The organism is Burkholderia paludis, assembly GCF_000732615.1.
Taxonomy (GTDB): Bacteria; Pseudomonadota; Gammaproteobacteria; order Burkholderiales; family Burkholderiaceae; genus Burkholderia; species Burkholderia paludis.
The window spans coordinates 25,481-45,651 of record NZ_JPGL01000052.1 but is presented as its reverse complement, the minus strand read 5'-3'; the positions used below and the strand labels follow the sequence as shown (position 1 = coordinate 45,651).

Genomic DNA, 20,171 nt, shown 5'->3' with positions numbered 1-20,171 from the left:
GAGCCATGCACTCAACCGGAGACTCAAAATCAACCGCTCCTTATTCAAACGGCTCGACGAGCCGACGAGACGGTGCCGCTCCCGCAGCAGCCGTGACAGCCGCTCGATCGACGGCCGGATCATCGCTGCTTCGCTCACCGCCATCATGGTCGCCGTGCTCGCCGGATGCGCGAGCGGCAACGGGATGCAACCATCGCGCGTCGCGCTCTCCCCCGACACGCTGGATAGCGGAAAGGAAATCTCGGCGTTGCAGCGTTCCGCCGAGCCCGTCATCGCCGCCCCCATGTGGTGGCAAGCGTTCGGCGACGCGCAGCTCGATGCCCTGATGGAACAGGCTGCCCGTGACGCACCGTCGATCCAGATCGCCGAGTCTCGCCTGCAGCAAGCCGAGGCGGCCGGCGCAGTCGCGGCGGCCGGCCTGCTGCCGACCGTGGACGGCACCGCATCGGTCAGCGCCAACCGGTTCCCCGGCCATGACACGTATTCCGCGCCCTATGCGGACAACACCGGCAGCAGAGGCGCGCTCGGTCTCGACCTGCGCTATCACGTCGACTTCTGGGGCAAGTGGAGCAAGGCTGCGAATGCCGCCCGCTTTCGCGCCGAATCGGCCGGATTCGAAGCGGAGGACGCCAGGCTGGTACTTCAAACCGCATTGGCGGCGGCGTATCTGAAACTCGATGCGACGTACAAGCTGCGAGATGTCGCCGCGCAAGGACTGTCGCGGCGCGAGGACGTACTGAAGCTGCAGGCGTTGCGCATCGACGCCGGCTTGTCCACCGACCTCAATGCAATCGAAGTCCGCGATGCCGCCACGCAGACGCGAGCGGACATCGCGCGCTACGACGCGGACATCGCCCGGCGGCGCCATGAAATCGCGGCATTGCTCGGCAAAACGCCCGCGTTCGCCGATCAATTGCGGCGGCCCGACCTTCGGGCGCTGGCGGACCCCGCGCCGGTGTCGAACGTCACGTCGCTGCTCCTCGGCTATCGCCCCGATGTCGCGGCGCGGCGCGAAGCCGTCGAGGCCGCCGCGAACGAGATTGGCGTGGCGAAGGCCGCGTTCTATCCGGACGTCGACCTGATTGCGTTCGCCGGCATGCAGAGCCTCGGGATCGGCTATCTGCTCCGGGCGAGCAGCACGACGGCGAACCTGGGCCCCGCCATCACGTTGCCGATCTTCGAAGGGGGCCGGCTTCGCGCCAACCTGAAAGGCAAGGTGGCCGAATACGACGCGGCCGTGAGTGCCTATAACGCAACGATTGCGGTGGCGCTTCAGCAAGTGGCGGACGGCATCGCGACCGTCAAGGCAGCCCGGATTCGTCAACAGCAGGCGACGGTGGCGGAGCGCCAACGGCTGCACGTCGTCGACCTGCAGCGCGCGCGCAAGCGCAGCGGGCTGTCGGATGCCGGCGATCTGCTCGCGGCGGAAACAGCCTCGCTGATGAGCCAGCGGCGCGTGGCAGAGACGGACGCCGAGCTGGCCGATGCGCAGGTTTCCCTGATACGGGCACTCGGGGGCGCATGGACGCCCTCTCCCGCTACTACCCATTAACGGAATCGAACATGACCGACACCCAATCCAACCACACACCCGAATCGGCGGCCCGTCGCCGCCGCCTGCTCGCGATCGCCGGGGTACTCGCCGTGACGGCGGCGGCCTGGGGCGGATGGCAGCTGCTGTCCGGCGACACGATTCGTTCTACCGACGATGCCTACGTGAACGGCCACGTTGTATCGATCACGCCGCAAGTCGCGGCGGCCGTGTCCGCCGTCCTGGCCGACAACGCCGACCGGGTTCAGGCCGGCCAGACGCTGGTCGAACTGGACTCGAGCGATGCGCGCATCGCACTGGATGCCGCACAGGCCGAACTCGCGAAAACCATTCGCAAGGTGAAGGGGCTGTTTGCATCGGAAGCGCAGACAGCCGCGCTGATCGAGCTGCGCAAGGCCGAACTCAACCGGGCGAGCGCGGACCTGACCGCGCGGCAGCGCGTCGTCGACCAGGGCGCGGTGACGGCCGAGGAGACCCGGCATGCCGGCGACACGGTCAAGACGGCCCGCGCGGCCCTCGACGCGGCCGTGCAAGCGCATGCGGAAGCGCTCGCGCAGATTCAAGGCACCGACGTCGACGATCATCCCGAAGTCCGCGTCGCGCTGGAGCGCGTACGTGCCGCCGCGCTGGCGCTGGAGCGAACGACCATCCGCTCGCCGATCTCGGGCATGGTGGCTCAGCGCACCGTGCAGCTCGGCAAGCGCGTGGGCATGGGCGACAAGCTGATGGCCGTCGTGTCGCTCGACCAGGTGTGGGTCGACGCCAACTTCAAGGAAGTTCAGCTCGCCGGCGTGTGCTCGGGCCAGCCGGCGGTCGTGAAGGCCGATATCTACGGCAGCCGCGTGACCTATCACGGCACGGTCGACGACATCGAGGCGGGCAGCGGGTCGGCGTTCGCGCTCCTGCCGCCCCAGAATGCGACGGGGAACTGGATCAAGGTCGTCCAGCGCGTACCCGTCCGGATCCGGCTGAATCCTGACGAAGTGGCAAAGCATCCGCTGCGCATCGGGATGTCGACCGAGGTCGACATCGACACGTCCACCTGCGTTTCGGGCAAGGACCTGAAGCGGGCCGCGACGGTGGAGCGCACCGCCTTGTACGCCGACCAGCAGAAGCGCGCCGACGAACACGCGGCAACCGCGATCGGCGACGGCCGGGGAGAACAACCGTGACCCGCGCCGCACTCCAGCCCATCGAGCCGCTGTCGGGGCCGATGCTGATCATCGCCGCGATCACGGTGAGCCTCGCATCGTTCATGGCGGTCGTCGACATCACGATCGCGAACGTGTCGATCCCGACGATTTCGGGCAATCTCGGCGTCAGCTCCGAAATCGGCGAGTGGGCGATCACGTTCTTCGCGATCGCGAACTCGATTTGCATTCCGCTGACGGGATGGCTGTCCCGGCGGTTCGGCCAGGTTCGCCTGTTCGTGATGTCGGTCGCGGCCTTCACGATTGCCTCGGTGATGTGCGGCCTTGCGCCGAATTTCGAATCGCTGCTGGCCGCGCGCGTACTGCAGGGCATGGTGTCCGGGCCGATCGTGCCGCTGAGCCAGGCGCTGCTCGTCGCGATCTTTCCCGCGAACAAGCGCACCTTCGCGCTGGCCATGTGGGCGATGACGAACATGGCCGGACCGGTGGCGGGGCCGATGCTCGGCGGGTGGATCACCGACGACTACAGCTGGCCGTGGATCTTTCTCGTGAACGCGCCGGTGGGGTTGTTCGTCGTCGCGTCCGCACTGATGCTGTTCAAGGGACGAGACACGCCTTGCACCAAGCTGCCCGTCGATGTGGCGGGATTGGTGTTGCTCGCGGTCGCCATCGGCTGCCTGCAAATCACGCTCGACCGCGGGCGCATCCTCGACTGGTTCTCGTCGCCGGTGATCTGCACGACGGCGATCCTGTCGGTGCTCGGATTCATTCTGCTCGTCGTGTGGGAGTTGGGCGAGAAGCACCCCATCATCGACCTGCATCTGTTTGCCCACCGCAACTTCGCAATGGGAACGCTCGCGGTCGCGGTCGGCTTCGGTCTCTATTTCGCGGCATTGGTGCTGATCCCGCTCTGGTTGCAGACCGACATGGGCTACAACGCGACCTGGGCAGGGTTCGTCACGGCGCCGATGGGCGTGTTCGGCATCCTGCTCGCGCCGCTGCTGGGCAAGTGGGTGCAGCGGGGCGATGCCCGCGTCTTCGCGAGTCTCGCGTTCGTCGCGTGGGCGCTGGTCGCATGGTGGCGCGCGTCGATGACGACCGAGGTCAACGCCGCGACGATCGCGCTGACGTGTCTCGCGCAAGGGATCGGCATCGGCTTGTTCCTGACGCCGCTGGTCGCGCTGTCGCTCGCGGGGTTGCCGCCGGAGCGCCTGGCCGCGGCATCCGGGCTCCAGACTTCGATACGGATGATGTCCGGCAGCCTCGTGGCGTCGCTCGGGCAGACCTTCTGGGACGAGCGCTCGCGCTTCTATCAAAACACGCTGGTCGACACGCTGACTCCGTTCTCCGACCGGGTGGCGCATGGGCTGCGCACGCTCGAACAGGGCGGACTGACCGAACACCAGTCGTGGGCGGTGATCTGGCGTCACGTCATGGTGCAGTCGGACATGCTGTCGCTCAACGATTTCTTCGTGCTCTCCACGTTCGGCTTCACGTTGTCGATCGCGATCGTCTGGATGGCGAGGTCGCCCAGGAAACCCGGATAGCCGACTTCACAAGGTGTCCGTATCGAACACTATCGATCGTTGTCAATTCATTCACGGAACGCAATCATGGATCTTCAATTTCTTCGCCGTTCGCCGCGTGCCCGCATCAGCGCCATCGTGCTGGACGCGCTCGACATCACCCCTCACATGCGTCGCCTGGTGCTGGGCGGCCCCGACCTGGCGGCATGGCTCGAATCGGACGGCGTCCGTTCGCCGGCCGCGTGGGTCAAGGTGTTTCCGCCCGATCGCGCCGGCCGGGCCTACACGATCCGTCGCGTCGATGCGGCGGCCGGCACCCTGGACATCGATTTCGTCCTGCATGGCGACGCGGGGGATGGCGGCACGGTCTCGGCCTGGGCCCGCGCCGCGCGACGCGGCGACCAGGTCGACATCGCGGGGCCGCGCAATGGCGGCTTCGCGCTGCTGCCGGACTCGCGTTGGGTCTGGCTCGCGGCGGACGCAAGCGCGCTTCCCGCCGCACTGTCCATTCTGGAAAGCCTGCCGGCAGAGACATACGCGGCAGGGTTGTTTGTCGTGCACGACGCGTCGGACCATCAGGTGGTGCGCTCGGACGCCGACCTGACGATCCTGTGGCGTCACGATCTCGATCGTGCGGAGTCGCTTCGCGCGTCGGACGACGCAATCGCGACGATCGACGCGCTGGGCGGGCCGGGGCAGGTCTGGGTGGCGGGCGAAGCGGAATGGGTCAAGAGCTGGCGCGCCTATTGGCTCGAGCGCAGGTTCCTGGACCGCCAGCGTCTGAGCTGCAAGGGTTACTGGAAAGTAGGCGCGGCCGACCACCGGGATTGACCGCTCACGGTCGGGGCTCCGGTTGCTGCTGCGCTCCCCCGACCTTCGCTACCGAAAGCCTGTCGCTTTGTCGCGTCGCGTACGGCGCTCACGCGCCGGCCGATCGTCGATCATCGCCGCGACGCTTCCAGATAGCCGAACACCGCTCGCCCGATCCGTTCAACCAGCTGCGTTGCGTCGTCGGCAGGGTTCGGGTTCGCGGCTCGGAGCATGCCATGAATGATGGCGACCATATCGACAGCGACGGTGCGAATCTCGAGATCGCTCACGAACTCGTCGCGTTCGAGGGCGCTCACGAAAACGTCGTGGATCCCGGCGAGCAGTTCGCCGACGTGTGCGGGACCCGATGCGTCAGCGCACGCGCAGTGCATTTTCTGGACGGTGACGAAGCGGCCGCGATGCGTGACCAGCGCGAGTATCAGGTCGTGCAGACCGGAACCCTCGCGTTGCCACGCATGGTGTGAACTGAGTGCGTCAATCAGTTGTTCCAGCTCTTGCTGAACCAGCGCATGAAGGACCGCGTCCTTGTTCGGAAAGTATTGATAGAGCGACCCGACGCTGATACCCGCGACGCGGGCGATTTCGTTGGTCGTGTAGCCTCGCGGCCCGCGTTCCGACCAGAGCCGGCGCGCGGTCGCGAGGATGAGGTCGACCGTGTTGGAGGAGCGCCGCTGACGAGGCACCTTTCTGATATGAACGGCCGAAAATGGATCGTGTTTCATGACGCATTGCTTTGGGCTGCTTGCTGACCGACTTCGACCACGAGGCGGGCGAGCCGATTGACGCATCATCTTCCGCGCACGCGTGCGCCCGGGTAAATGCCGTCTTGCGCAGCGCAGCTTTGCACGACATGCAACACGCAACACATTGCGCAGCGCGATCTGCGTATCGACGAGGAACTGCCATGCCGCTGCCGGACTTGAACCTTCTCATTGCCCTGAACGCGTTGCTCGATGAGGGGTCGGTCGTCGGTGCCGCTCGCCGCACGGAGCTGAGTACGCCCGCGATGAGCCGTGCGCTGGGACGCATCCGGCGCGTGGTCGGTGACCCGATACTGGTGAAGGTGGGCCGATCCATGGTGCTCACGCCGAAGGCGATCGCGCTGCGCGATCAGGTCCGGGAATCCGTCCGAACGGCGACCCGGATCCTGCAGCCGGATCGCCAGGTCGAGCTGAGCGCGCTGCAGCGCCACTTCAACCTCTATGCGAGCGATACGTTTACCGGGTCGTTCGGCGGCAGATTGCTGGACCGGGTGAAGCAGGAGGCGCCGCACTGCGTATTGCGGTTCATGCCGGAAACCGATGCGGAAGTCGACGTGCTGACAAACGACACGGCGGATCTCCATATCGACGCGATGCGGCAACCCGGCGCCGACGTGCATGTCCAGTCGTTATTTTCGACGCGCTTCGTCGGGCTTGCACGCAACGATCATCCGATCTTCGATGAGGCGATCACCCCCGGGCGCTTCGTCGCTTACGAACACATCGGCGTGTCCCGCCGCGGCCGCACCGCGGGGCCGATCGACACGGCGCTGGTTGAATGCAACCTCGAGCGAAGCGTGTCGCTTGTGGTGCCGACGTTCTACTCGGCGATTTTCGCGCTGTGTTCGTCCGACCTGATCCTGCCGATTCCGGAACACGTCGCGTGGAGTATCGAGCAAATGGGCGTGCGGGTCCGCAGGTTTGCCATTCCCGTTCCGCTCGAACCGGTGGCTATCGTCCAGGCATGGCACCCCCGGCTCCAGAGCGATCAGGCACATCGGTGGCTGCGGCGCGTCATATACGAGATGTGTTCGTCCGTGCCTGCTTAGCCCGCACGTCGCCGACGGTGTGGCGCGACGGGCTGCATGCGCGCACAGTCAGCGCGCCGGCGGCGTTCGTCCGTTTCCGGATTGGCAGATGCGATGGATGAGGGTGCGCAGCGCACGGTGCCCCGGGTCCGCCTGGAAGCGCGGGTGCCACGCCTGGGAGATCGTGATGCGCGGCGTGGGAACCGGCAGCTCGCGAAACGCCATGTCGGCGCGCGCGTTTTGTGTGAGGCGCGAAGCAACTGTTGCGACGAGGTCGGTATGTCGCGCGATCGATAGCGCTTCCATAAAGGTGGGGGCCACGGACTGGATGCGTCTGGACAGGCCATGCTTGCCGAGTTCGATATCGACCGGCCCGTTCAACAGACCGCGACGGGAGACCGTGACATGTTCATACTTCACGAACTCCTTCGGCGAGAGCCGCTTGAGCTTCGCAAGCGGGTGGCCGGCGCGAAAGACCGCGACGAAATGGTCGTGCAGCAACGTCTGCCGGACGATCTCCGGCCCCAGGTCGTCGATGACTCCGATGTCGAGATCGATCATGCCCTCGCGAAGCGCGACGACATCCTGCCTGCCTTGCGCCGTGAATCTGAGCGTGACGAGCGGCGCGATGGTCTTGAGGGTATTCAGGACATCGGGGCCGATCGTGCTGATCGCGCCGTCGTCCGCGCGAATCGTGAAGGTCCTGCGCAAATTCCTGAAGTCGAATGTATCGGTTTGACGCAGCAACAAGGTCGCTTGCTGGATGACGTCGTGCACGCTTTCGCGCAATTCTTCGGCGCGCGGCGTCGGCACGAGCCCGCGCCCTGCCCGGACGAACAGCGGATCGCCGACCATCTTCCGGGCGCGATTGAGCGTTCGGCTCATGGCCGGTACGCTGAGATTCAGACGCTCCGCTGCGCCGGTGACGCTGCCTTCAGTCAGCATGGCATCGAGCGCAAGCAGAAGATTAAGGTCGGTGGATTCCATTTTTTTAAACGACGAAACAGGTTTGGCCTTGCATTCGCATTACCCGAAAATCATCCGCGATTCGAGTGTGGAAAGCAACCTATGCCCTCGCCTGATCCGCGCCCTGATTCGTTCGCGCGGCGGTGCCGACTCCAGCAGGCCGCATGCCGATCCGCGCGACGCAGTTTGCGTTCGTTTATCAAGGCAGCAGGTTGCCGCCGATCGCACGCCCAAAGAAAAAGGGAGCCGCAGCTCCCTTTGCTCATGCGATCAGAAAGCGATCGCGATTCTTCACGTCCTTGATCCAGGCAGGCGCTCGCCCGCGCCCGCTCCACGTCTCGCCCGTCTTGGGGTTCTGGTACTTGGCGGCAACCGGCGCAGAAACCGTCTTGCCCTTGCTTGCGCGTTGACGACCGAAGATCTGCTCGGCCGTAATGCCGTACTCGGCCACTTTTACGCGAATGTCGGCAACCACGGCTTCCAGTTCAGCGACACGTGCCGTCTCGGTTTCCTCTTGCAGCTTCGCAAGCTGGTCCTTCAGTTCCTTGTAGTTTTTCGTTGCCATGAATCGATCTCCCTGTTTCGTTGATCGCGAAGCGCGATGCCGCTTATTATGCCATCTATTGAGGTGTACAGAATCAACGTATTCATGTTTCTCCCCTCGCATCCCGCGTTTTATCTCCATAAGACGGCAACACGGGATTACCCCAATCTTCGAACTTGTCCGAAACACCCGCTGAATCAGGGAAAGGGCAGCGCGCTTCCACTTATCTCCGTAGCGCTCTTTTAATTCGATATCCGCGATATCGACGGCGCCCCATACGGACGGAAGCTTGTTTGCCACGCTTATAACCCAGCGCATCGCTTTTCCTTACGACGAAATCCTGGCTTGATCCGGCAACCGCCGTAGAGCCCGCCTGACGTCGGCATCGCTTCCTGTCGTCCTCTGCCCCATCCCCCGGCATCCATTGCCGTAGAGATCCTCGTTCAGCGCGACGATGCGCGCCATTACTCACCGCCGCTGACTTTCGTCACACCTTTCAAGAGGCGCAGCTGTTGCGGGAATGACGGGAATCGGTTATAAAAATACGTCCGCGCCACAAGCCGGAACAATCCTTTTCTCCCATTTACCTCCGGAGGATGCTATGTCACCGTTAAACGTAGCGACGCGCTAAGCGCTGCAACAGCGTCACTGCTTCACCCAATCCCGCCTCAAGCGCATCTGTCATTGCGCACTGCTTCATCCAGTGGCACTCGCAAGTTCATTGGATCTCTTTGCAGCCGGTTTTTCCGTCGCTGGCTCTTCCCTCCGTCGCCCGATATCGCAGTCGCTCGTGCCGTTGCGCGCCGTTTTCGCAAGCCAGTCCAGCCTTCGCTGACGACGGCCTTTGCTGGCGTGCAGTCTGCCCCACGTTCCTGAATACCGCCCGCCCCGTTTGCCGTACCGGCCTGCGCTGCGCTCGCTCATGTCGCGAGTCGCACCGGTCGTTGCGCAAACGTGGACTCGTCACCTTATCTGTGCCGACACACAATGAAGAGCCCACTACTTTCTCCGGAATCGCCGCGTCCATCGACCCACCGCATTCCCGACAAGCCGACACTCGACGGGATCGAAGCCCGCTGGACTCGGCAATGGGAAACAGATCGCACGTTCGCGTTCGACCGGCAGGCCGACCGTCAATCCGTCTTTTCGATCGACACCCCGCCTCCGACCGTTTCAGGTTCGCTGCACGTCGGCCACGTGTTCAGCTATACCCATGCCGACATCATTGCCCGCTTCCAGCGAATGACGGGCAAGACGGTTTTTTATCCGATGGGCTGGGACGACAACGGCCTGCCGACGGAGCGGCGCGTCGAAAACTACTACGGCGTCGTCTGCGATCCGGAAGCCGAATATCATCCGGACTATTGCGCGCCTGATGTCGCACCGTCGCAGCGCTCGTTGTTTGCCCGGATCAGCCGGCGCAACTTCCTTGAACTATGTCATCGGTTGACGAAGATCGACGAGGTCGCGTTCCGCGATCTGTTCATTCGCCTCGGTATTTCGGTCGACTGGAGCCTCGCCTACGCGACGATCGACGAACGTGCGCAGCGCACCAGCCAGCGTGCGTTGCTGCGAAATCTGAAACGCGGCGAGCTCTATAGCCAGCAGGCTCCGTGCCTGTGGGACGTGACGTTCCAGACCGCAATCGCCCAGGCCGAACTCGAAGATCGCGATATCGCCGGCGCCTATCACGATCTCCGCTTTATCGACGTCGACGGCAACGACGTGATCGTGTCCACCACCCGGCCGGAGCTGCTACCGGCATGCGTCGCGCTGGTTGCGCATCCCGGGGACGAGCGTTTTCGCCGGTTGATCGGCGCCCGGGTCCGTTGTCCGTTGTTCGGGATCGACATCCCCGTGATGACGCATGCGCTTGCCGACCCCGCGAAGGGAACGGGCCTCGCGATGATCTGTACCTTCGGGGATCTCACGGATGTGATCTGGTGGCGCGAACTGAATTTGCCGACCCGCGCCGTCATCGGCAAGGACGGCCGCCTGGAGCGCGGCGCGCCCGACTGGATCGAATCGCCGGAGGGTCGTGCATCGTACCTGCAAATCGCCGGCTGCACGGTGGCGGAAGCACGTCGCCGGATCGTCGGAATGCTGGCGTCGAGCGGCGATCTGACCGGTTTGCCGCGGCCGATCACGCACACCGTCAAGTTCTTCGAGAAGGGTGACCGCCCGCTCGAGATTATCGCGACGCGCCAGTGGTATCTGCGCAATGGCGGCCGTGACCCCGCGCTGCGAGACGAGCTTCTGGGGTCGGGCGAGGCGCTCGGCTGGCATCCCGGTTTCATGGGAAGCCGCTATGCGAACTGGGTCGGCGGCCTGAACGGAGACTGGTTGATAAGCCGTCAACGGGTTTTCGGCGTGCCGATTCCACTGTGGTATCCGCTCGATTCGCTGGGCCTGCCGGATTTTGGCGCGCCCATCTGCCCGGACGAGTCCACGCTGCCGATCGACCCTCAGTCACATGTTCCGCCGGGGTTCATCGCGTCTCAACGAGGACAGCCCGGGGGATTCATCGGGGAAACCGACATCATGGATACATGGGCGACGAGTTCCCTCACGCCCCAGATCGCGGCGGGCTGGGAAGATATCGATGGCTGCTTCGAACGCGTGTTTCCCATGGATCTTCGCCCACAGGGGCACGACATCATCCGGACATGGCTGTTTTCGACAGTCGTCAGATCGCATCTGGAAACGAAGCAGTTGCCGTGGAAGAACGCGATGCTGTCCGGCTGGATTCTGGATCCTGACCGGAAGAAAATGTCGAAGTCGAAGGGAAACGTGGTGACGCCGCTTGCGCTGCTCGACACGTACGGTTCCGACGGCGTTCGCTACTGGGCGGCATTGGGGCGTCCGGGCATGGACGCCGCGTTCGACGAAACGCAGATGAAGAACGGTCGGCGGCTGGCATTGAAGCTTTTGAACGTGTCGAAGTTCGCGCTCGGCTTTGCCTGCACTCCCGGCGACGGTCTCACGGAGGCGTTGGATCGCGCAATGATCGGGCGCCTCTCGAAGGTCGTCGAACTCGCCACGGCTGCGCTGGCCTCTCTCGACTACAGCAAGGCGATCGAGCAAACGGAAGCCTTTTTCTGGTGGTATTGCGACGACTATGTCGAACTGGTGAAGAGCCGGGCGCACGGCACCGGCGGTGGGGCGGCGTCCGCGCATCGGGCACTGGCGGAATCGATGTCGGTCCTCCAGAGGCTGTTCGCGCCGTTCCTGCCTTTTGCCGCCGAGGAAAGCTGGTCGTGGTGGAATGCGACGTCGGTCCATCGCGCTCCGTGGCCGGACGCCGGCTTGCTTGAGGCGCTCGCCGGACCGGAGGCAATCGTCGCCACGATCGACGTGGTCTCCGATGTCTTGCGGGAGATTCGCCGGACCAAATCGGAATCGAAGCTGTCGATGAAAGCGGGTATCGCCAGCATGACCGTCAGCGATTCGGCGCAACGGTTGGCGCTCTTGCGATCGGTGGAGCACGATTTGTGTCGCGCCGGACAGGTGGATCGGATCGAAATGGTTGCCTCGGAGTCGTTTCAGATCAGCATCGCTTTTGCCTGAAAAATGTCACCCGATGGCCTCTGTTCGATGGATGGCGCCGTTGTGATCGCGATGCAGCTTTGCTGAAGCTCGCGTGAGCTGCCTCGGACGTTGGAGTGACGGCGTTCGAGGCAACCGCTCACGGGGGGCGGGCGGTGTACGAGGCCGCGCGGCCGGCGTTGAATCCACCGTTGGCTTCCATCGATCACCAGAGACGATTGCCCGGCCCTGATGAGCCACTCGCGACCCGCGGCCGGTCTGGCGCTCGAAGCGTGTTCTGCGATCTACCGCACCCGATTGCTTTCATCACGGTGCTTGCCATGCAGCCAAACGAGCGCCCTGCCGCCCGTGCGACCCGTGCGGCCCGTGAGATGATGCGTCATGATCAACATGAGAGATGGAATGACGACTACATTCGACGCGGCGACAACGGCGGCGATCGCCGCGTTTGCCCAACTGGATTTCTACACGGCTGCGCAAGCGATGCGCGCCGAGGCCGATTACGACTACGAACGCGACCAGTGGATCTCGCGCTACATCGACGAGCACGGCAGCGGCGCGGACGACGCCGCATACGACGCGTTGCACGCGCAGGCCCAGGCGTCCCCGGAATACGCGCAGTTCGTCGATGCGGTTCGCCTGGAAATCCTGGAATACTTCGGCGTGACCGACGATCAACTGGACTGGATGGTCCTGCTGCGCGAGAACGACAGCGACGAGCTTTGGGCGGAAGTCAACCGGCAGCGGAGCGAGCTGGGAACCGGTGAAGTCCGCGGGGATCTCTGACCGTCGCTTGCCGTTGGCGTCTCGAGTCGCGCCCGGCGCGGGGCTGGAATCAGGTCAGTCACGGGGTGCGCCCGGCACTCCGTTGCTCCGACCGATCCGCCAACGCAGTGACCATTGTGCTTCGACACCCATCGCTGGAACTGCAGCGGCCCGACCGGCAGCAACGGGACGGCGCCCGCTGTCTCCGGGTGCCGCCCCGGCCGCGCAGAGCGGCAGTGCCGACGGTCGGAGGCCGGCGGCGGATTCAATCGGTCAGTCGACTTGGTTGCCTGAACCAACGAGAATCGATCAGGCTCGCCTTGTACGCAACCTCTTCAACCAAAACCAATCACGCTTCGGGATGAACTCGCCCTCGATAGTCAGGCCGCTTGAACGCCCCCTGGCGGCATTCTCGTCGGACATCGATTCTGCTCGTGAAGTCGTTATGGCAGGGCTACGATGGCCATTACCGTACTGGTGTGATCTGGCGATTGGTTGGCTGGAGCAAGGTCTGGCCGTTGACGACGAGATAGACGAGATACTGCGGGAGATTTCCGGGAATCGAAGTTTTCCGCAAAACCTGAGGCACCGGGCATTTGCGCTACACATCCGATTCACGAGGAACCGGGCGGCCGGATAGTCGGCAGGTCTGCGATGGATCTTTTTTTGGGTGGTCGTGACGAAGTCATGCTCGAACCGGCTGAAATTCAACGCATACGTCGACAATCGGCCGGAAACGGTCTGTCCGGCAAAGCCTGGTCCGGAATCGCCGACGCTCCCTACCCCGCAAACCCTCCCGGCCAGGCGATTTCCGCGCGCGGCCACCCATCACCGATCGGCAAGGCGTGACACAATCGGGCCACCGCCCATACCGACGACGCTCCATGTTCCGTTACGCCCTGCGGTTCGCCGCCCTGCTTTTATCCTGGATGACCGCGACCACGGCGCTGGCCGCGCCCCAGTATTTCCACAAGACATTTGCCGGCCGCCTCGGCGATCGCTATGCATTCACGATGGATCTCAAGAATGTCGACGGCAGGCTTTCGGGAAGCTATCGCTACGCCGGCAAGCGCAATGACATCTACGTGAACGGCACGATCGACCCATCCGGCGCCTTTACGATGGACGAGACCGGAGACACCGGCAAACGCACCGGCACCTTCGTCGGCAAGGTGGCCGGCGACACGCTCGGCGGTACGTGGACATCGGCCCGCGGCGACCGGAAACTGCCCGTCGACGCGCATCAGACCTCGGAAATCATCATCGGCTCGAAGCGCGAGATTCTCAAGCAGGCGATCGGCACCTACCGGCTCGATAGCATCAGCGGCTCGGGGGGCGCCAACGGCATGTGGGAATCGTGGCGGGACAAGGGCCGCTGGAAATCGAACGTGTCGTCCATCGAAATGGCGCGTCGCGAGTTCTCGGACGTCAGCCTGACGCGCGACGACCTGCACCGGCTCAACAGCATGACGGTCACGGTAGACGCCTCGCTCGCCGTGCGTCTGAGCGTCGACGGCAAGGTGCTGCTGTCGATTCCCTACCGTGATTCGGGCATGCAGTACGAGATCAACCAGCCCCACGACAGCGTCGTGGAAGACGACCTGAAGATGCTGTCGCCCGCCACCACCGTCCATGACGAGCATCTCTACCTGCTCGCCCGCGACGCAATCGATTTCGTGCCTGCGATGTCGGGCACCTATCTGCCGAACGACGGCGTGGACGTCGTGACGGTCAGCTACGCCGTCGTCGACAAGACCTTCGACGTCTACCTGCAAGACGGCAAATGCTGCGGCGGCACCGCGTTCACCTTCAGGCGCAACGGCCGATGACGGCGCCGCGTCATGGGCCCCCATGCGGGGCCCGGGGGCAGCGGCGATGTCAACGCCCGGCCAAAGGCTGCCCTGACGAGAATGGCCGGCGACCGTCGAGGGTCGGCGACAGACAGCCACACCCATCGGCATTCGGCTGCGAAAGGCCGTTCGACATTGCCGCCTGGATCATCGTCATCGACAATCGGCACGTATCGGCGTCCGGGGCAGGTTGAGCGACCGATGGCATCTTCACGGCGATGCACGACGAACACACCATCATGTCAAATCACATTCTTTTAGCGACGGCCATGCGCAATGGCCATGTCGAGCGCAGTCACTGGGGGTCGGTCGCAGTGACGGACGCCCAAGGCGCGTTGCTTGCCTGGTGTGGCGATCCCCATGCCTATGCATTCTCTCGTTCCACGATCAAGCCTTTTCAGGCAATTCCGTTCGTGCGGGATCAGGGGCCGGCCCACTTCGGCTTTTCCGACCCGGAAGTGGCGCTATTGTGCGGTAGTCATTCAGGCGAGGATTTCCACGTTGCCGCGGTCGACTCGATGCTCTCGAAGATCGGCTTGTCGGAGCAGGATCTACGCTGCGGGGTGCATATGCCGATTCAGTACGGCGAAGACAACCTGCCCCCTGCCGGAAGCCGCTTCGATCAACGACACAACAACTGTTCCGGGAAACATGCGGGATTCCTCGGGTATTGCTGCCTGCATCGTCACACCCACACGGACTACGTTGCGGACACTCACCCTTTGCAGCAAGGGATCGTTCGGGAAATCGAGCAGCTTTCGGGGCTGCGGGCGTCGGAGCTTTGGTTCGGCACGGATGGATGCAGCGCACCCAACATCGGCATGCCGCTGTCACGGCTTGCGACGATGTGGGCCCGCCTCGCATCCGGTGCATCGGGACGAGGCGCAAAGGAAGACGCCATCCTGTCCGAGATCTTCGCGGCGATGGCAGCGCACCCGGAAATGGTTTCCGGGACCGGCCGCTGCGATCTGGCGATTGCGCGAGCGACCGGCGGGGACTGTGTCGGCAAGGTGGGCGTAGACGGCACATACGTCATTGGAGTCAAGAGCCTCGGTTTGGGGATCGCCATCAAGATTGCCGATGGCGATCTGTCGGCGCTTTACGCAAGTGCGGTTGCCGTCCTGAGGGAAATCGGGCTCGTCGACGATGAAAACGTCCCGGCGTTCGCCCGCTGGGACAATCCAAGGCTGCGCAATCTCCGCGGAACGGATGTAGGCCAGCTTAAAACGATGCTGCACCTGAGTCGCGCGTAGCACGCAGGCACCCTGCGCGCGTCGATGTGTTGCAGCGCCGCTCGCGCTGCCTGTTTCCACGGGCGCCTTCGGACGAAGGTTCGATCCCGCCCGGATGGCTCCCGCGTTGAACGCTTCGAACGTCCGTTTCAGGCAAGTACCGGGCTTCGCAGGTGCACTGCCTGAAACAAACGTTGTTTCAAGTGAACAGTATCCATGAGACTCGAGCTTGATTCTTCTTCGCGTGCTTTTATCGATCTCGCAAAAACGGGGCGACGCGGCTGGCAGGCCGCTGTTCTGACCATCCTGCTGGTCGTGCTTCTGAGCGTTCTGGGCACATCGCTCATGTTGACCTTTACGGGCTGGTCGATCTATCTGAAACATGTTCATCTCGCGGACGTCGGCACCACCGTCGTGAGCGGAGCGGCAAATCCCCTCGTATGCATCTTCGGGCTCTGGCTGGCGTGCAAAATCATCCTGAAACGCCCTTTTCTCTCGCTGGTTTCCACCGATCTGACGTTCAGCGTTCGTCGATGCTTCGTTGGCGCGGCGTTGTACCTGCCTGCCAACCTGCTCGGTATCGCTGCCATGTCGCTGTACATTTCGACGCGATATGGCGCCTGGACGATTCCCCTCGATCACTTTGAACGGCCTGCCGCCAGCGCGATCTTTGCGGCAGTTGTTGCGATCATCGCCATTCCGTTCCTTGCGTTCGCGGAAGAACTGTTTTTCCGGGGCTGGCTGACCCAGACCATCGGCCAGCATGTACGCATGCCGGCGCTGGCCGCGGCACTCGTCGCCATCCTGTTTGCCGCCTTCCATACACAATATGATCTGAAAATAAAGACGCTGATGCTGGCGACCTCGCTTGGGTTGTCCGCTTTGTGCCTGCGCGATCAACGCCTCGAGCTTGCCATCGGCGCACATTCGACGATGAATATATGTGTGGTCTTGAAATTACTATTGTTCACGGGTCCGGTACATCATATGCAGGTCGCCACGACGATCACAACGTATGACTGGATTTCCCTCGCGATCCTGAAAGGCGCATTGCCTCTTGGGGCAATGTACGGGGTTCTGCAAATAACGGGAGGCTGGTTCTCGCCAACCGAACCCCTCCCGGCAAAGCTGCCGGCGTCCGGCTAGAACGCCGGCGAAGCCGACGACGAGACGGTCGGCCACACCCGGCGCACCATCGGCAACTACATCGAGCTGTACGACCGGAAGCGGCCCCGCTCGATCCCGGCCGGTCGCTTTGAATAGGCAACGTACGTGTCGTCGCCCTCACCGTGAATCGGATTGACTTGCTCCTCTGGACTGCGCGACCTTGCCATCGATCGGGAAAGTCAACTCCAGCCATATTCTGTCCCCCTGAGGGCGATTACGGGCACCGAATTCATGCTGCCATTTGAAAACGATGCCTGAGTACTGGGCGAAGTCGAATCTGACCTGCGGACCGATTGCATAAACTCTTCCGCGAAATCCACCCTCGTATGCAGCGCCGTTTAGAGTGTCGTCCGTCGTCTGTTTCAGCGCATACCCCTGCACGCCGAGTTGCAGCTTCGACGTCACGGCGTAGCCTGCTACCCAGTCAAGGAAAGCAACGTTCCCCGAGTGGTAGCCTGTGTCACGGTCCGGGGAATTGATCTCGTAACCGGCAGTCGCCGATACCTCGACTTTCTCGAACGGAAAATAGGTCGCACTGATGTTCGGCATGAACGCGTACGAGTTTATGCCGGTATTGGCAACATGGTTCGGAGAAAACTTCCCGGAAGGAAGTGCAAAATCGAAGGCAAACGCCGAAAAGAAATAGTGCGCAGGGTCCGCATATCCGAGCGTCATCGCGTGCACGACTACATCACCCAGGCCCCATCGGGAATCGCTCGATCCAAATACACTTACGTTCGCATGCACCACCGGAACCACGATTCCGGACGTCATGGTGAACGGTCCCAACATCGGACTCCAGGTGTGCAGCACCCGTGGGCTATCAATAAATACGTTGCTTTTAAAGCCGGGAATCGAACTCCCGCCATTCGAACCTGCAAACCGGTTCGCGGTATAGAACACGGTGTAGTTATAAAACTGCGTAGTCCCTGGATACGGCAAGATACCGTCCAGAACCGTGTTTACACCGAGGGGATAGCTTTGCTGTCCGTTCTCCGTTGCAATGGCACCCGCACAGGCGGTCGCGAGCAAAACGACAACTGTCGCTTCAAGTTTACTGTTGATCATCAAAGTCTCCAATATATTTATTCTCGCCCGATACTCAAGCGGCGACTGGCCTGGAGCCAGGGGAAACAGATTCCCCGCCACTTGATTCGGAAAGATTCGATATTTTTTTACTGCAACTGCATTCCGAATTCAATAATTCGGAATGCAGTTATAAAGACGATTCCGGTTCACTCTTCCAGGATCGCCACGGCGCGAGTCCAGCCAGCGGAGCCGCCCCGTATCTTGAAGGGGAAACAGGTGACCTTGAAGCCACTCGGCGGAAGCACCTCAAGGTTATGGAGCTTCTCGAGGTGACAATAGCCCTTGAGCCGGCTCGCCTTATGCCCCTCCCAGATCAGGGAAGCATCGCCCGTCGCGGCGTATTTCTCCTTCGTGTGCACGAACGGCGCATCCCAGCTCCACCCGTCAGTGCCGGTGACTTTGACACCCTGTTCCAGCAGGTACAGCGTTGCGTCGGCGCCCATCCCGCATCCCGCGCTCACGTAGTCGTCTTCGCCATAACGTTTGCCTGCCGAGGTATTGACGAGGACGATTTCCAACGGCCTCAACGTATGGCCGATGCGTGCCAGCTCATTTTTCACATCCTCGGGCTGCACGACATAACCATCCTCGAAGTGCCGGAAGTCCAGCTTCACGCCCGGCTGAAAGCACCATTCCAATGGCACTTCGTCAATCGTGAGCGCACGCTCTCCTTCGTCCATGGTAGTAGCGAAGTGGTAAGGCGCATCGAGGTGTGTGCCGTTGTGCGTAATCAGTTCAATCCGCTCGATTGCCCATGCTTCGCCATCCGGCAAATCCTCCTGCATCAACCCCGGGAAAAAACCGGTGAGGTCGGGAACCGACATCTTGTGGTCGATGTAGTGGATCCTGGGCCGATAGATCGGCGGGTCCGACACCACGTCATTTTCGAGGTAGATCGAAAGATCGATGATTCGCTGACTCATGTACGTACTCCAGTCGCACCGAGTTCGCGAAATGTCTGGCTGATCCAGTCCGCGATATAGTCGCGAGCGTTTTCGACGTTATCGGCACTGACGTGTTCAATGCCGCCCTCCCTCTCGGTGAAGAACTTCAGCTCGCGCTTCGGACTGTTCACCGCCCCTTCATACTGTGCATGTGCGTACTCGAGTGGGATCTGGCGATCGTTGGCTCCGTGGGTGACGAGGAACGGTACGGTGATCTTGTCGATGACGTGTTCGAGGGTCACGCTCGGGGCGAACGCCATGAATTCGTCCAGCGATGTCTTGCCCCATACCCACTGAACATGTTCCCAGTAGTGGGGTACCGGCTTGTCCCCCTCCCGCGCGAGGCGACGGCGCTGCAACTCACCCCAGTTGAAGTTGGCGCCCCAGGCGACGCAAAGCTTGAAGCGCTTTTCGAAGGCGGCGGCTCGCGGAGCGTAATAGCCGCCCAACGACCAGGCGCACACGCCGATCATGCTGGCGTCGATTTCTTCGCGCGTTTGAAGGAAGTCGACAACCGCCCCGGCCCAGTCCTCGCTCTCGACGATCGCATGCAAGTCGTGGAGGCGAAGCGCTTCCCCGACGCCTGGCTGATCGACCATCAGTGTCGAGATGCCCCGGCGGGCAAGCGCCTGGGCGATACCCGCGCCGTAGATCATCTCCTTTGTGCTGTCGAGCCCATTGAAATGCGCGATGCACGGCGACGGCGTGCCGTCGGGCCGGTCGGCCTTGACGAGCAAACCGGCGAGCACCTTGCCGCGGTACGGGATCTCGACGCGCTCGCAATTCTCCTGATTGAGCTTCGTGAACTTGTCGAAGGACTCCAGCATCTTTGAATAGGCCACGCGTCGCGGCGCATATTCTCGATTCTGTGCGCGCTCGGCGGTGAGATAGTAGATCGCGGCCCGGCCGAATTTCTTTCCGGCGCTCAGCGACCGCCCCTTCTCGATATCTTCATTGGCCAGTTCCACCAGCGTGTCCGCCTGCGCGCACCACGCGTCGAAGAACGCTTCCGTACCGTCGTCGTCCCCGCGTTTGGACGCGTCGATCAACTTGCGGCAAATGACGTCGATTTCACCGGTGTTGCCGCCCATCATCAGGGCGAGGTTCGTGGCAAGGTTCCACACGTAGTTGGTCGGGAAATATTCAAGCATGTCTGTCTCTACAAAGTCGGGAAGAATGGTGACGCCAAGCGTTGCCGTGCGCTGGCGCCAAGTTCAAA

The 20,171-nt window shown here is 62.6% G+C and carries 17 protein-coding genes; 11 read left to right on the top strand and 6 right to left on the bottom strand.

From position 1 onward, the window contains the following. Positions 1-145: 145 nt before the first annotated feature. From GQ56_RS0127405 to GQ56_RS0127390, 4 genes are all read left to right on the top strand, one after another. Positions 146-1,552 carry an efflux transporter outer membrane subunit gene (locus GQ56_RS0127405; RefSeq protein WP_052001527.1) on the top strand — a complete coding sequence of 469 codons (1,407 nt, stop codon included), beginning with the start codon at positions 146-148 and terminating at the stop codon, positions 1,550-1,552. Positions 1,553-1,563: 11 nt separating this feature from the next. Then, positions 1,564-2,724 (top strand): efflux RND transporter periplasmic adaptor subunit, encoded by a 1,161-nt coding sequence (locus tag GQ56_RS0127400; protein ID WP_052001528.1) that lies wholly within the window; start codon positions 1,564-1,566, stop codon positions 2,722-2,724. Next, a complete protein-coding gene (locus GQ56_RS0127395) occupies positions 2,721-4,250 on the top strand; it encodes a DHA2 family efflux MFS transporter permease subunit (RefSeq protein ID WP_031401692.1) in 1,530 nt (509 codons plus the stop codon). The genes GQ56_RS0127400 and GQ56_RS0127395 overlap by 4 nt, the downstream gene beginning before the upstream one ends. Positions 4,251-4,316: 66 nt before the next feature. Continuing rightward, on the top strand, positions 4,317-5,060 hold the full coding sequence (locus GQ56_RS0127390) for a siderophore-interacting protein (RefSeq protein ID WP_043301678.1): 744 nt from the start codon (positions 4,317-4,319) through the stop codon (positions 5,058-5,060). A gap of 110 nt (positions 5,061-5,170) precedes the next feature. Here the strand turns inward: GQ56_RS0127390 and GQ56_RS40245 are convergent, their stop codons facing one another. Next, on the bottom strand, positions 5,171-5,782 hold the full coding sequence (locus tag GQ56_RS40245; protein WP_161788585.1) for a TetR/AcrR family transcriptional regulator: 612 nt from the start codon (positions 5,780-5,782) through the stop codon (positions 5,171-5,173). A gap of 182 nt (positions 5,783-5,964) precedes the next feature. Between GQ56_RS40245 and GQ56_RS0127380 the strand changes: the two genes are divergently transcribed. After that, a complete protein-coding gene (locus GQ56_RS0127380; RefSeq protein WP_031401689.1) occupies positions 5,965-6,870 on the top strand; it encodes a LysR family transcriptional regulator in 906 nt (301 codons plus the stop codon). 48 nt (positions 6,871-6,918) lie between these two features. On the opposite strand, the gene GQ56_RS0127375 is transcribed toward GQ56_RS0127380, so the two are convergent. Further along, a complete protein-coding gene (locus GQ56_RS0127375; protein ID WP_031401688.1) occupies positions 6,919-7,836 on the bottom strand; it encodes a LysR family transcriptional regulator in 918 nt (305 codons plus the stop codon). A 241-nt stretch (positions 7,837-8,077) separates the two neighbouring features. Then, a complete protein-coding gene (locus GQ56_RS0127370) occupies positions 8,078-8,380 on the bottom strand; it encodes an H-NS histone family protein (protein WP_031401687.1) in 303 nt (100 codons plus the stop codon). A 966-nt stretch (positions 8,381-9,346) separates the two neighbouring features. On the opposite strand from GQ56_RS0127370, the gene valS reads away from it, so the two are divergent. The 6 genes from valS (at position 9,347) to GQ56_RS0127345 (ending at position 16,898) form a co-directional block, all read left to right on the top strand. Beyond that, a complete protein-coding gene (valS, locus tag GQ56_RS0127365; protein ID WP_031401686.1) occupies positions 9,347-11,926 on the top strand; it encodes a valine--tRNA ligase in 2,580 nt (859 codons plus the stop codon). A 381-nt stretch (positions 11,927-12,307) separates the two neighbouring features. Then, positions 12,308-12,691 (top strand): hypothetical protein, encoded by a 384-nt coding sequence (locus tag GQ56_RS0127360; RefSeq protein WP_031401685.1) that lies wholly within the window; start codon positions 12,308-12,310, stop codon positions 12,689-12,691. A 633-nt stretch (positions 12,692-13,324) separates the two neighbouring features. Further along, positions 13,325-13,519 (top strand): hypothetical protein, encoded by a 195-nt coding sequence (locus GQ56_RS44775; protein ID WP_152601871.1) that lies wholly within the window; start codon positions 13,325-13,327, stop codon positions 13,517-13,519. Between the two features lie 35 nt (positions 13,520-13,554). Then, positions 13,555-14,499 (top strand): hypothetical protein, encoded by a 945-nt coding sequence (locus GQ56_RS0127355; RefSeq protein WP_031401684.1) that lies wholly within the window; start codon positions 13,555-13,557, stop codon positions 14,497-14,499. 260 nt (positions 14,500-14,759) lie between these two features. Continuing rightward, positions 14,760-15,773: an asparaginase gene (locus tag GQ56_RS0127350; RefSeq protein ID WP_031401683.1), complete on the top strand. Its 1,014-nt coding sequence runs from the start codon at positions 14,760-14,762 to the stop codon at positions 15,771-15,773. A 195-nt stretch (positions 15,774-15,968) separates the two neighbouring features. Then, positions 15,969-16,898, top strand: coding sequence for a CPBP family glutamic-type intramembrane protease (locus GQ56_RS0127345; RefSeq protein ID WP_031401682.1), 930 nt, complete (start codon positions 15,969-15,971; stop codon positions 16,896-16,898). 138 nt (positions 16,899-17,036) lie between these two features. On the opposite strand, the gene GQ56_RS0127340 is transcribed toward GQ56_RS0127345, so the two are convergent. From GQ56_RS0127340 to GQ56_RS0127330, 3 genes are all read right to left on the bottom strand, one after another. Then, complete coding sequence (locus GQ56_RS0127340; protein ID WP_052007350.1) at positions 17,037-17,987, bottom strand: SphA family protein; 951 nt, start codon at positions 17,985-17,987, stop codon at positions 17,037-17,039. A 167-nt stretch (positions 17,988-18,154) separates the two neighbouring features. Further along, positions 18,155-18,931, bottom strand: coding sequence for a cyclase family protein (locus tag GQ56_RS0127335; RefSeq protein WP_031401680.1), 777 nt, complete (start codon positions 18,929-18,931; stop codon positions 18,155-18,157). Next, positions 18,928-20,103: an alpha/beta hydrolase family protein gene (locus GQ56_RS0127330; protein WP_031401679.1), complete on the bottom strand. Its 1,176-nt coding sequence runs from the start codon at positions 20,101-20,103 to the stop codon at positions 18,928-18,930. The genes GQ56_RS0127335 and GQ56_RS0127330 overlap by 4 nt, the downstream gene beginning before the upstream one ends. Between the last annotated feature and the right edge of the window lie 68 nt (positions 20,104-20,171).

Excerpts from the sequence above, each read along its gene's own strand:
- GQ56_RS0127405 (WP_052001527.1), top strand. The coding sequence starts at position 146 with ATGGTCGCCGTGCTCGCCGGATGCGCGAGCGGCAACGGGATGCAACCA.
- GQ56_RS0127400 (WP_052001528.1), top strand. The coding sequence starts at position 1,564 with ATGACCGACACCCAATCCAACCACACACCCGAATCGGCGGCCCGTCGC.
- GQ56_RS0127390 (WP_043301678.1), top strand. The coding sequence starts at position 4,317 with ATGGATCTTCAATTTCTTCGCCGTTCGCCGCGTGCCCGCATCAGCGCC.
- GQ56_RS40245 (WP_161788585.1), bottom strand. The coding sequence starts at position 5,782 with ATGAAACACGATCCATTTTCGGCCGTTCATATCAGAAAGGTGCCTCGT.
- GQ56_RS0127380 (WP_031401689.1), top strand. The coding sequence starts at position 5,965 with ATGCCGCTGCCGGACTTGAACCTTCTCATTGCCCTGAACGCGTTGCTC.
- GQ56_RS0127375 (WP_031401688.1), bottom strand. The coding sequence starts at position 7,836 with ATGGAATCCACCGACCTTAATCTTCTGCTTGCGCTCGATGCCATGCTG.
- GQ56_RS0127370 (WP_031401687.1), bottom strand. The coding sequence starts at position 8,380 with ATGGCAACGAAAAACTACAAGGAACTGAAGGACCAGCTTGCGAAGCTG.
- valS (WP_031401686.1), top strand. The coding sequence starts at position 9,347 with ATGAAGAGCCCACTACTTTCTCCGGAATCGCCGCGTCCATCGACCCAC.
- GQ56_RS0127360 (WP_031401685.1), top strand. The coding sequence starts at position 12,308 with ATGACGACTACATTCGACGCGGCGACAACGGCGGCGATCGCCGCGTTT.
- GQ56_RS44775 (WP_152601871.1), top strand. The coding sequence starts at position 13,325 with ATGGATCTTTTTTTGGGTGGTCGTGACGAAGTCATGCTCGAACCGGCT.
- GQ56_RS0127355 (WP_031401684.1), top strand. The coding sequence starts at position 13,555 with ATGTTCCGTTACGCCCTGCGGTTCGCCGCCCTGCTTTTATCCTGGATG.
- GQ56_RS0127350 (WP_031401683.1), top strand. The coding sequence starts at position 14,760 with ATGTCAAATCACATTCTTTTAGCGACGGCCATGCGCAATGGCCATGTC.
- GQ56_RS0127345 (WP_031401682.1), top strand. The coding sequence starts at position 15,969 with ATGAGACTCGAGCTTGATTCTTCTTCGCGTGCTTTTATCGATCTCGCA.
- GQ56_RS0127340 (WP_052007350.1), bottom strand. The coding sequence starts at position 17,987 with ATGATCAACAGTAAACTTGAAGCGACAGTTGTCGTTTTGCTCGCGACC.
- GQ56_RS0127335 (WP_031401680.1), bottom strand. The coding sequence starts at position 18,931 with ATGAGTCAGCGAATCATCGATCTTTCGATCTACCTCGAAAATGACGTG.
- GQ56_RS0127330 (WP_031401679.1), bottom strand. The coding sequence starts at position 20,103 with ATGCTTGAATATTTCCCGACCAACTACGTGTGGAACCTTGCCACGAAC.